This is a genomic window from Rhodopirellula sp. UH5 (assembly GCF_056839225.1).
In genome coordinates this window covers 7,267,320-7,280,051 of the sequence record NZ_CM166390.1, presented here as the reverse complement: position 1 = coordinate 7,280,051, position 12,732 = coordinate 7,267,320, and the positions used below count along the sequence as shown (strand labels likewise).

The 12,732-nt window shown below is 58.5% G+C and carries 7 protein-coding genes; 6 read left to right on the top strand and 1 reads right to left on the bottom strand.

Features of this window, described 5'->3' with window-relative positions; genetic code table 11:
• Window positions 1-387: 387 nt before the first annotated feature.
• Window positions 388-585, bottom strand: coding sequence for a hypothetical protein (locus UH5x_RS26080; protein ID WP_482634178.1), 198 nt, complete (start codon window positions 583-585; stop codon window positions 388-390).
• A gap of 1 nt (window position 586) precedes the next feature.
• On the opposite strand from UH5x_RS26080, the gene UH5x_RS26075 reads away from it, so the two are divergent.
• The 6 genes from UH5x_RS26075 (at window position 587) to UH5x_RS26050 (ending at window position 12,700) form a co-directional block, all read left to right on the top strand.
• Window positions 587-829 carry a hypothetical protein gene (locus UH5x_RS26075; RefSeq protein ID WP_482634177.1) on the top strand — a complete coding sequence of 81 codons (243 nt, stop codon included), beginning with the start codon at window positions 587-589 and terminating at the stop codon, window positions 827-829.
• Window positions 830-1,195: 366 nt separating this feature from the next.
• Window positions 1,196-2,059: a PEP-CTERM sorting domain-containing protein gene (locus tag UH5x_RS26070; protein WP_482634176.1), complete on the top strand. Its 864-nt coding sequence runs from the start codon at window positions 1,196-1,198 to the stop codon at window positions 2,057-2,059.
• Between the two features lie 3 nt (window positions 2,060-2,062).
• Window positions 2,063-3,616, top strand: a complete 1,554-nt coding sequence (locus tag UH5x_RS26065) for a long-chain-fatty-acid--CoA ligase (protein ID WP_482634175.1) — start codon at window positions 2,063-2,065, stop codon at window positions 3,614-3,616.
• A gap of 2 nt (window positions 3,617-3,618) precedes the next feature.
• On the top strand, window positions 3,619-4,524 hold the full coding sequence (locus UH5x_RS26060) for a TauD/TfdA dioxygenase family protein (RefSeq protein ID WP_482634174.1): 906 nt from the start codon (window positions 3,619-3,621) through the stop codon (window positions 4,522-4,524).
• Window positions 4,521-5,081, top strand: a complete 561-nt coding sequence (locus UH5x_RS26055) for an FcoT family thioesterase (RefSeq protein ID WP_482634173.1) — start codon at window positions 4,521-4,523, stop codon at window positions 5,079-5,081. Before UH5x_RS26060 ends, UH5x_RS26055 begins: the two co-directional genes overlap by 4 nt.
• Before the next feature lie 29 nt (window positions 5,082-5,110).
• Complete coding sequence (locus tag UH5x_RS26050) at window positions 5,111-12,700, top strand: condensation domain-containing protein (protein WP_482634172.1); 7,590 nt, start codon at window positions 5,111-5,113, stop codon at window positions 12,698-12,700.
• Window positions 12,701-12,732 lie beyond the last annotated feature (32 nt).

Below are 12,732 nucleotides of genomic sequence, written 5' to 3'. Positions count from 1 at the left end.
AGGCCTTCGCGAAGCTTCGTGGACGCTCTTGTTGAAACAACGTACCGGTGCGATCAGACTTGCCCCGACCCTTTGGGTTCGGTCGGTCGCTGCTGGAATGTTGCTCCTCTTGGTGATTGGCATGGTGGGGATTCCACTTCCCACTCTTTCGCCAAAATCAAGCGACGAACGATACCCCTGCGAATCCTGCCCCTGCGGCTGTTCCTCGGCCGATTATTGCTGGGACACCTGCTGCTGTTTCTCCGACGCCGAAAAACTGGCCTGGGCTGATCGCAACGGGGTGACTCCGCCAGATTTCCTGGTGGCTCGCGTCGAACTGCAAGGCAACCGCCAGACGCTTGTCGCAGCCTCCAACGCCCCAGCCGCTGCCTCGTGTTGTGCGAGTCATCAGCCAGCGTGTTGTTCGAAACCCGAGCCATCGTGTTGCTCGTCAAAGAAAACAGCCTCCTGCTGCTCAACCCCAAAGACCACTTCTTGCTGCTCCAGCGAGAATGACAAATGCGGTTCGTCCACCCAGACGTGTTCTTCTGCTTGCGGAACGGCGAGCAAAACCAACGCCGATTCACCGTCCATTCGCGTGGTCACGGTGATCGCAGCCCTGAAGTGCCGCGGCATTGACGCGACCTGGGTTCTGTTCCGCGACAATTGGATTCCTGTCGACCCAACCGGAATCGCTGTCGACCCACCCAAGGTGGAGTCGTGGCTTGGGAACGCGGATGACACGCTGCAATCTCGCAGCGACCCGCCCGACGGCCCTGTCCCGCGGCCGCGCGCCGTCGCAAACGATTCGCGACGGTTCGATCTCTTTGCTTGTCGAGTCAACGGCTAGCCAGCGTACGCATTCGTTCGTGAACGCAGTGTCCACTGTGGTCGCGATGAGTCCGCGTATGCATTGGCACGTCGATGGATGGTGACGATCAAGAGACCGCTCGTTCGCTTTCGTTCTGCACCGTGATTGGCGTGACTCGTTGTCGCGCAATCGTGTCTTCCCGGTGCCTGCTCAGCCGAGCTGCATGAACCGCTCCCATGTGGGAAATGGTTGCCTGCTCCTCACAACAGCGGATTGGCCGATGCCCGCATGGGCGCGGTTGATGTTGCTTGGCTGAAGGCATCCCGATCAGTGGCAATCAAACCAAGGGTGGTTCTGCGCGCACTGAGCGAACATCCAGACCTCACCATTCTCCAATCTCACACCATGAAATCTCTCACATTCAAATCACTCTTTGTCCTTTTGATGCTGCTAGCGCCGACCGTTGCCCTGGGCGACGTTGTCACTGGCGGCACCCTGACGTTCAACCTCGATGGCGATGCGTTTGCCAATGGGGCGGACGTTGGCTTGATCAACACGATTGGCCAGAGCGCCAATTCATCCTTCAACTATGACACCAACCAAAGTTTCATCGAGTTTGCAGGGCACAGTGCGACCGGCAACCCCGGTCGCCCAGCAGCTTCAGGAACCTATGCCGATGCCGTCTCTTCAGGTTGGACTCGCCCCAGTTCCTCCGGCCTGAACTATGGGTTCAACAGTGACTCCAGCTTGCAGACCCTGACCTTCGATGCGGCGTCCGTCGCGACGAGCGGTGCCACGGGATCGACGCAGTTCACTGGTGGGGATTCTTTTTGGATGGCCAACTCCTCGATGTACGCTCCGATCACGGGTGTGCCTCAAAGCACTTGGTTTCACTACAAGAACCTGACGCTGTCCTATGACGCGTCTCGCAGCGCACTGGACAGTGACAACAGCGGTTGGCTGTTCACTCACAACCAGCCTGGGTCGTTGGCTCTTTACGACGTCCGCAATCTGACGATTGACACAACCGCCGCAGCGCTCGGGACGCCCGGCAGTTTGACGCTGAGCGGTGATCTCTTCACAACGCCGGAATTTCGCGGTCAAGTCGGAATTCAATCTGGCTTGGATGTCGGCAACTTTTCGTTTGCCGGTGTCACTGCGGTCCCGGAACCCTCCAGCGTGATGGTGCTGGCCGCTGCGGGTGCTGCCGGAGCCTATTGGCGTCGCCGAAAACGCAACTTGGACGCCCCCATCGTGGCGGGAGTTTGACTCATGCCTGAGCTAGCCTTCAGCACCGTGGATGAGTGCGAAACATTAGGCCAAGCCAGCCGATGCTTGGCTGAGCGATTCGCTGCTCACACCGCACTACGAATCGACGATGAAGCGATTGACTTCCAATCGCTCGACCAAGCGTCCGATCGCGCCGCGGCCAGTCTGCGCACCGAAGGTTGCTCTCCCGGCGACCGTGTTGCGATCATCGCGAAAGACTCCATCGCCAACTATGAACTCCTGCTGGCATGTGCCAAGTCGGGCTGTGTGCTCGTGCCGCTGAACTGGAAGTTGTCCTCACACGAACTGGCCAACTTGATTCGCGACAGCCAAGCCAAGCTTGTCTTCGTCGACCACGATTCGGCTGTAAAACTGGCGGAGCAAGACCTGCCCGTGCTCGCGATGTCAAACTACCCGGCTTGGCGCGACGCCGGCGACAATTCGCCACCAGAACACGTTGCCAGCACGAACGATCCCCTCGTTCAGATCTACACCTCCGGCACAACAGGGATCCCCAAAGGAGTCGTCCTGGCCCATCGAACCTTCTTCGATTTGCGTCGCGGCATGCGACACCAAGGCGATGACTGGATGGGGCTGAAACATGACGATGTGCTGTTGCTGTCGCTGCCTCAATTCCACATCGGTGGAATGTGGTGGGCCATCCAAGGATTCTTGGTCGGTGCAACGGGCGTCTTGATGGAAGCGTTCATGGGCTGGAAGGCACTCGAACTGATCGCCAAGCATCGAATCACGCAGGTCCCGATGGTTCCGGCGATGATCCAATTCGCGATGGCGGAACCTTCCTTTGCGTCGACAGATTTATCCAGCGTCCGTGGTTTTCTGTATGGCGGTTCGCCGATTTCTCCGAGCTTGCTCGCCACTGCTCGCCGAGCGTTCTCGCATGCTGACTTCTTTCAGATTTATGGATTGACCGAAACGGGGAACATGGCGGTCTGCTTGCGTCCCAGCGACCACGATGACGATCGCCTGTCCTCCGCAACCGGTCGCCCACTCCCCGGTGTCGACTGCAAAGTGGTCGACCGTGACGGGAACGCGGTCGCCGCTGGCGAGACTGGTGAAATCTGGCTGCGAACCCCTTCGGTGATGCTGGAATACTGGCAACGCCCTGAGGAGACACGCGAAACGCTCGTCGATGGATGGATCCGAACGGGCGACGCTGGTTACCGAGACGAAGCCGGTTACCTGTTCGTCTGTGACCGAGTCAAGGACATGATCATTTACGCCGGTGAAAACCTTTTTCCGGCTGAGATCGAATCAGCCCTGCTGGCTCACGAAGCCATCCGAGAGGTCGCAGTAATCGGCATCCCAGACCCGAAATGGGGCGAGTCCCCTAAAGCGATCGTCGTCTTGCACGACGGCGCGACGAAACCTCGCATCCGCGACCTGCTGAAGTTCGCCAAATCGCAACTGGCCGAATTCAAAGTCCCCAAATCGTTCGACTTTGTCGAATCGTTGCCGCGAAACCCCAGCGGCAAAGTTCTTAAACATCAACTTCGCCAACCTTACTGGCAAAACCTAACACGGAAAGTGAACTAGACATGACCACCGCCACCGAAATGCAAATCACACCGCCACCGGCCGGTCAAATCGGAGCCATCATCACGGGCATCGACACCAACACGCTGCCATCCGATGCACCGGAGCTGCAACCAATTCGCGATGCGATTTACCAACACCGATTGGTCGTGATTCGGAACCAGGACTACAACGAACAACAATACGTTGATTTTGCTCGAAAGCTCGGCCGACCGCAGGTCTACTTCCAAAGCAACTACCACCACCCACAACATTCCGAGATCTTTGTCTCATCCAATATCCCAGAGGGTGAGAAGAAGATTGGTGTCGCGAGAACGGGACACTACTGGCACACCGATTGTTCCTTTGAGCCACATCCGCTTTCGTGGACATCAATCTACCCGCAGGTCTTCCCGCAAGACTCACGCGGGACGCTCTACATCGACATGGCTAAAGTCTACGCGAATTTGCCAGACCGCCTTCGGTCCTATGTGGACGGCGTGACCGCGATCCATGCCGGACAACTTCGCTACAAAGTGCAAGCGTCGGACATCGACCGCTCACTCGAAGAACTGCTCAACCGGATCAACGAAGAAGTCCCGCCCGTCCGCCACCCAGCGGTCATCGAGCATCCGGTCACGGGTGAGAAAGCGTTGTATCTGAACCGCGGCTTCACGGTGGCCTTGGAAGGGCTGACCCACGAAGAAAACAAGAGGCGACTGGCTGAGTTGTTCGAGTTCATCGAACGCCCCGAACACATTCATCAGCACGGATGGTCCCAAGGTGATTTGATCATCTGGGACAACCGATTGCTCATCCACATGTCGACCGCTGTGGCACCGGGACAGCACAGCAAGAGCTACCGGATCGGCATCTATGACGACCAACCCTTCTACGCTGGCATTGCCCCCGAGGAGGACCAAGCATGAACGTCGCCGCAATCCCCGACAGCAAAACACATTCGACCGAACTGGTGGGCCTGACGGACATCGACGACTTGTTTCTGCAACGAGTGTTGACGCCCTACCGTGACCACTGTCGCTATCTCAAAAGCGTCCAGATCGGATACGAACCAGGCGCGGACCGTTCCTACGAGAACATGGTCGCCACCGGACAATTCGCGATCGACCAATCTTGCTACATCGACGACACAGGGCACTTCAACGCAGTTGAATTCAACATTTGCTACAACCAACTCGCTTATGTGCACCTAGCCCATTGCATTCGCGAGCGTTTGCTTCCGGCGCTGAACGACTACACGCTGGAATCATTCTTTGAGAAGCAGCTTGCGAACTACTTGATCGCCAGCATTCACAGCAACTACCACTCTGAATTGAACCCCAGAGAGTTCAGCGGTGAGGTGCGAGTGCGTTCAGCGCGAAGCCGTCAGCGACTTTCCATCTTGAAGACCGAATGTCGTTTTTACGATCGGCAACAGGGCCGCAGTGATGGCGAGGTCAAATTGGTGGTGCTGGCGAACCGATGAGCAACGCAACCTCCAGCAACGAAGCAACCATGGCGTCTCCGCGAGAGCGATTGTCGCTGGAGGTGCGCACGCGCCTGGTCGAGTTCCTGGGATTTGATTCCTTGGATGAAATCGCCGAAGACGACGCGTTTGCCGATCTGGGGACAGACTCCAGCCAAGCGGTCGAGTTCAAATTGGTGCTTGAGTCGATGTATTCCGTCGAACTGAAGACGTCGGTTCTGTTCGACTACCCAACCGTCGATCGCTTGGTTGACATGCTGGCTGAAAAGACCAGCGGCTCGGAAGGAGACTCCACCAACGAAGTTCGATCAGCCGACGCGGAAGCCCCTGAGGAATCCGTGACGCTGGTCCGTGACGGCGATTCGTTCCCGCTATCCGAAACGCAACGCGGCCTGTGGTTCATTGGGCAATCACGCGATTGCGACACCAGCTTCCATGTGCCGCTGCTGTTTCGCATCGACGGACAATCGAATGCAAAGCCATTTGATCCCGCCCGTTTCGATGCTGCACTGCGGCGGGTCGCGGACCGACACCCGGCCATTCGCGTTGTGATCGATCACGATCCTGAGACAGGTGAGCTTCGACAAACCGTGGCCCCGTCGGCTCAAGTGGGCCACATTCAAAAGATCGATTCCAACGTCGAATCGAAATCGACTCTCGATGCTTGCGACGATCCCCCAGCCGTCTTTCGTGAACTGGTCAGCCACGGTTTCGACCTGTCTGCGGCCCCACCGCTGCGGTGCTACTACACGGTCCAGGGAAACCAAACGACCTGGGTTCTGATCGTTGTTCACCACATCGTCATCGACGGCCTGTCCGCCGCCCCGCTGATCGGTGAACTCTGGGACGAATACCTCAAAAGTGGCGTAGGCTTCGAACCTGTAAATTCACCCCCAAACGATTCCCCGGATATCGGCTTCTTCGAGTTCCTCAACTGGGAAAAGCAGTACCTGGCCAGCGAACGCTGCCAGCGTGATGAGGCGTTCTGGTCGGCCACGCTGACCGGTGCTCGCGGTGACATCGGCTTGCCAGAATCATCCCCGTCGAGTCGCCAGACCAACACGCAGCGCCGCGTGGGTTGTGTCTCGATCGACCTGACTCCTGATCTGAACCAGTCCCTCGAAACCCTGTCTCGTTCCGCCGGGGCTCCTCCGTCTTCGGTGCTGCTCGCCTGCTACTTCGCGATGCTGAATCGAATCAGCGGCAAAAGTGATTTGGTCGTGACCACCCCGGTCTCAGGACGACCAGGCGGCATGCGAGGCCCGTTTCGTGACAACGTGGGATGCTTCATCAACCTCATTGCCACGCGGATTCAAATGAGGGATCCCGGCCAGGCAGACGCCCAAGAGCAAGACTCCATCGCCCAGTGGATTCGCTCGGTCTCACAAAACTTCCTGGCGGCGATGGAACACGGTCAGTTGCCGTTCTCGCGGCAACTCCGTTCGGCCAACCTGTCGATCGTGGGCCAACATGACCGAGCGGCTTTCCCGTATTCGTTCACCTATCAAAACATCTTCGACGCCTGGGACGCGGACGCCTCCTGGCAAAGATTCGCCCAACCCGACCTGCGTTTGTATCAAGAGATCGAAGACGATCTGACACTCGAGGTCTACGAATTCTCGGATCGTCGAACGCTGAACTGGAAGTTTCAAACCGATCGATTTGACGAAGCAACCATCCAGTCCTGGGGGCAATTGTTCTTGCACTTGTTGGAGCAAGCAGCCAATGATCCCAGCCAACCACTGTGCGAGTTGTCACTGATCCCACCGGATGAACTGGAATGCATTCGCAATCGATTCGATCGTCGAGACGAGGCTCGAACGGTACCGCCCAACGCCGAGACCGCACAGCGTTCTCGCCTCGCCGATCCCCGCGTCTTCGATCATCACCCTCCCTCTGGGAAGGTCGAGCGAAGCGAGGGGAGGGCCGCCCCTGAACTCACCGATCGCCTTCTGCAGGCCGAATCAGGCCGCCCGCGGGGACGACGAGAGGAACCCGAAACCGTGGTGCAGTGGATCGACCAGACGGCAAGGCAACGCGGGAACCACATCGCGGTCTTCGATCAAAACCAAAGGTGGTCCTACCTCCGGTTGGTCGAGGACTCCCAATCGATCGCGGAGAGATTGAACGAACACGGTTTCGGCCACGGGGACGTGATCTCGATCGCAGCGGATCGCAAAGCGGAAAGGATTGTTGAAATACTGGGCGTCCTGCGCAGCGGTGCGGCCTACCTTCCCGTCGATCCCAACGATCCGAAATCGGTTCAGGAACAACGACTCAAATCGGCCAACGCGGTCACGCTGAGCGATGCCTTGCAGAATCACCGTGGCGATGCAATTGGCTCGAGCACAGAGGCTGAATCCGACAGTCGTTCGATCGCCTACGTCTTGTTCACCTCAGGCACCAGCGGACGCCCCGAAGCGGTTCCGGTTCGGCACGACAGTTTGGTCAATCTCTGTCACGCAATGATCGACGCCTACGAACTGACCGCCTCCGACGCAGCTCTGCAATTCGCGTCGCTGACGTTCGACATGTCCGTCGAGGAGATCTTTCCGATCCTCTGCGCCGGAGGCCGTCTCGTCATGCGTGCAGAAGATGACCTGGATCCATCGCGACTGACCAACCTCGTCACTCAGCATGCCATCACGGTTGCAAACCTTCCACCGTCTTATCATCTCGCCCTTCAATCACAACCGAACCTTGCCCAGCAGTTCTACCGTTCGCTTCGGCTGGTCGCCTTCGGCGGCGATAAGTTGCCAGCCTCGGTTCTGGATGAGATCAACGCAGCAACGAATGAACATCGTCCTCGTGTCTTCAATGCGTACGGACCCACGGAAGCAACCGTCAACGCTTGCCTCAGCGAACTGTCCTCCACCCAACCGACTCGTCGTATCCACATTGGTGGTCCAATCGCTGGACTGGCCGTCGCCGTCGTCGACTCCGCCGGTCGCCCGTTGCCCATCGGCGTGGTGGGCGAATTGTGCGTTTTCGGTTCGGGAGTCTGCGACGGCTACCTAAACCAACCATCGCCCTCGTTTGTTTCGCTGACCTATCCCGGTGATGAGTCCCCCACGCCTGCTTACCTGACCGGTGACTTGGCGTGGATGACTCGAGGTGCCAGCGGCGATGGAGAGCCCGTGATCGAATTGCTGGGCCGAAAAGACTTCCAACTCAGCTTGCGTGGCCATCGCATCGAACCCGAGGAGATCGAAACGTGCCTGGAATCGCACCCGGCGGTTCAATCCGCTGGCGTTGGCGTGACTTCTGACGATCGACTGTTCGCTCTGGTGGTGGGTGATTCGACCGAGCCGACTGCGATCCGGTCGTGGCTCTCCGATCGTTTGCCAGCGAGGATGATCCCTAGCCTGATTCGTTGGGTCGATGCGTTGCCGACCAGCGATCGTGGCAAGCTTGATCGGGCGAGCCTCGCCGAGAGGCTCGACAGCACCCCTGAACGTTCGATATCAGACCCCGCGGAGTCTTTGGCCACACCTTTGAATCGGTCGTCTGAATGGGACGCGATCTGGGAGGAAATCGCACCGTGTTTGCAGAACGTTCTGAACGTCGATGAAGTGCATCCTCAGGACGGCTTCGTGCAAGCGGGCGGGCACTCGTTGCTAGCCATCGTCGCTGTTTCCAAACTGTCGGATCAGTTTGGCGTGAACCTGACACTACGAGAGTTTCTGTCGGTGGAATCGCTGTATGCATTGGCTCAATTGCTCGCTGACAAGAAGCAGCGCCCTCACCCCAACACAACTTCGCATGTCGCGACGGAACCGTATCCCTACACGGCACCGATGTCGCCTCAGCAAACCCGACTTTGGTTCCTGGACCAATTTGGCCAGGGCAATGCGTATGTCATTCCGGCGCTCGCCGAAGTGAGTGGAACGCTGGACGTGGATCGGCTTCGAGAGTGCCTGCAGATCATCGCTGACCGACATGAGTCCCTGCGAACGACGTTTGAGATGACTGCCGACGGACCTCGACAAGTCATTCACGAACATCCGCTAGTCCCCTTCGAACAACGCGACTTTCAGGACGCCACGTCAGCAAGGCAGTGGATCGACGAGCAAGCCTCCGTGCCGATGGACCTGGCATCCGGACCGCTATGGAGAGTGTCGCTGGCAAACTTCGCCAGCCCAGCCGCAACCAGCCCAGCCGCAACTAGCTCAGACAATGCCGACCAACCACGTTCGTTGCTGCTGATCAATCTGCATCACATCATCACCGACGGCTGGTCGATGCGTGTGTTCGTGGACGAACTGCAGCGACTGTACCGTGAGGAACCAGTGTCTTCATTGCCCGTCCTGCCAATCCGTTACAGCGACTACGCCCGACGTGAATCCGAACGCCTGACGTCACCACAGTCTGAGGAGCATTCCCGGTCACGACGAGCTTGGCTAGGCCTGGATGATTTGCAGGACGTCGAACTCTGGCCCGACCGAACGCCGAGTGATGACTCCGATACGATTCCGCTGACCTCAGCGGGTGATTGCGTGATGACTTGCGTGGCTCGTCCCGTCAACCAACGGATCAGCGAACTTTGCGCAAAGATTGGCGTGACCCAAGCCTCGTTTTGGCTGGCCTGCTTGCGGTTCTGCCTTTATCGGCGAAGCGGCGGAAAAGACTTTGCAATTGGCATGCCGCACGCCGGTCGCGACTCGCAAGACGTCACCGGATTGATCGGAATGTTCGTCGGCACGCTCGTCCTGCGATTGGAAAACCCCGAGGACCTGCCGGACGAGTCGATCGCCAATTGGTTGACTCGATGTCACACCAAACTGCATGAGGTGATGACAAACGAAGATGTCTCGGTGGACGAAATCTTGGCGGCCGTCAGTCCCGAACGACGGCTCGATCGCTCGCCGCTGTTCCAAGTTTTGCTGAACTATGCCCCCGAAACATTGGAATCATTTGAGCTCGGCGATGCCCGCCTGCGACCACTGTTGCCGGTGATCGACCAGGCCAAGTTCGAATGGACGGTTTCGGTCAATGAGGCCAATGACGGCACGGCAAACATCGCGATGGAGTACGCGACCGATCTTTTCGACCAAACCACCGCGGAACAAGTCATCGAGCAATTGACCGGCATCGCGGAGGCATTCGCTCTCGCCCCCACGCTCCCTTTGGCACGTACATCACTCAAACCCAATCCACCCTCCCTCTGGGAGGGTCGAGCGAAGCGAGGGGAGGGCGAGCATGAACTCGAGCGTCAACCTCACTCCGCCCCAGAACATCCGGAAGATTCGCCCCCTGAATCCTTCCGCGATGCCTTCGCTCACCAGGCCCTTCAGCAACAAACCCACATCGCCATTGAATCCAACGAGCAAGCTTGGAGCTACGCCGAACTGGACCAACAAACCGCTGCGAAGACCGCCGCAGGATTGGTGCACCTCCCGCCCGATCGCTCGATCGAATCACTGATCGGCTGCGTCGCCGCATTGCGACACGGCCAACCTTTCACGTTCAGCGATGAACCGATCGAAGCAGATACGCTACCCGCCGAAGCCGCCTGTGTCCTGATGACCTCCGGCACAACCGGACAATCCAAGGGAGTTGTTATCGGCCACGACGCACTGGACCGACACAACGCCGCGTTTGCGAACTTGATGCAGCTTGGCCCCAACGACCGAGTCGCGCAGTACGCATCCCCGGAGTTCGATCTGTTCCTCGAAGAAGTGCTGCCAACCCTTCGATCGGGAGCCACGCTCTGTCTCGTTCCAGAAGAATGTCGCTTGGATCCGATGCGTTTCATAAGTTGGCTTGCGGACGCAAACATCAGCTTGGTGGACCTGCCGACCGCGTTCTTTCATCGTTGGATGGAATCCATTGACGACAACAACGCCCCCGCTTTCCCACGCCTGAAACGAATCGTCGTCGGGGGAGAAAAGTTGCGACTCGATGCAGCGAGACAATGGTTGCGTTGCTACCCCGACGTGGAACTGTGGAACACGTACGGACCAACCGAAGCCACGATCATCTGTTCGGCCCACCGTGTGGTTCCGGAGGATCTCTCCATGGACATTCCACTGGGAGACGCATTCGGGGGCGCGGATCTCCGCGTGACCGACGCCGATGGCCATACTCTGCCCGACGGCGTGGCCGGGGAGTTGGTGATCAGCGGTCCCGGCGTGGCCCTCGGGTACTGGCTCGACGGAAAACTGGAACGTTCCGGCGGCTTTGGACCGAACCGCTCATTCCGTACCGGTGACCGTGTTCGACGCGGGCGAGATGGCAAACTTCGCTTCCTCGGTCGAATGGACGAACAAGTCAAAATCCGCGGCGTGCGTGTGTTGCCCAGCGAAGTGGCCCGGCGCATCGGTACGCACCACCATGTGATCGCTGCCTCCGTCGCGGTGGATCAACGCACGCCAGACCCAAGTTTAGTGGTGGCGTTGGTCCTGTCCGACAAAGCATCCCCCACCAAGGCCTGGACGGAAATCAGCACCAGCCTGCCGCCGTCGATGCGTCCCAACTGCTGGGTGTCCTGCGACAGCCTCCCATTGACCGACCGAGGTAAAACCGATCACGCCGCAATCATCGCGTTGGCGGATGCAGCTCATTCGAACGAAGGCCCAATCGACTGGTCCGGCCCGGTCGAAACGCCCCTCGCTCAAATCTGGAATCGCTTGCTCGAACATTCACAGTTCGGGAGAGACGACGACTTCTTCCTCGTCGGTGGGCACTCCCTGCTCGCCGCCTTGCTGTCCCGCGAGATCTCGCAAGCGTTCGAGGTGGACCTGACGTTGCCCCAAATCTTTGGGCGTCCCACGATCGCCGGACTCGCCACGCTGATCAACGACGCCAGTGCTTCCACCACTTCCGCGGTTGCTCAGGACGAAATGAGCCGTTTGGGCGATGGCCACGGTTGGCATGTCGGAACCGTGGCTGGTGCCAAAACGGCTCAGTCCGATGCGATCAGCGTCGTGCTGCCAGGTTTGCCAGGCATCGGCGAACTGTACGGCCCATTGAACGACATCCTTCGACGTCAATCGCACGTTGTCTCACTCTCCATCCCCGGCTTGCTCGAAGGATCCGTCCCCCAGTCGATCCCCGCACTAGCTGCCCTTTGGTCCACCGAAATCGAAAAAAGGGGACGAATCGGAAAAAGGGGACGGGGGTCTTATCCGAGGCCGAGGACTCCCGTCGAACAAAAGACCCCCGTCCCCTTTTTTCCGATCGATGTGGTCGCTCACAGTTTTTCCGCCAGCGTGCTGGTGGAGATGCTGCGAACGGATCCTGATTGGGGCAATCGCGTCCGTCGCATTGTGCTGCTCGATGCCATGCCGTTCGATCCGCAGTGGGTGAACGGTCAGGCCAATGAAACGCAACTCGACCAAACGCTTCGCGAAACATTGACACCACTGCTGTCGTCACCGCTTGCGAACGTTGACACGCCACTTCCGTTTTCCGTGGAAGTGGTGGTGGCGAACCAGAGTCGCGTTTGGATGCAACCGCTCGCTTGGAAACCTTACTTCCAGAACGTCGCCATCACTCATTGCGAAGGCGACCATCGCAGTATCACTGGCCCGCCACATTGTCTGGCGTGGCTTGAACCCTCCTTTGCCCACAACGTCCCCCACAACGCTCTGCGTGAAAGCGAATCCAATGAAACCTGAACCCAACTCATCTCCGATGCCCACCAACCTCT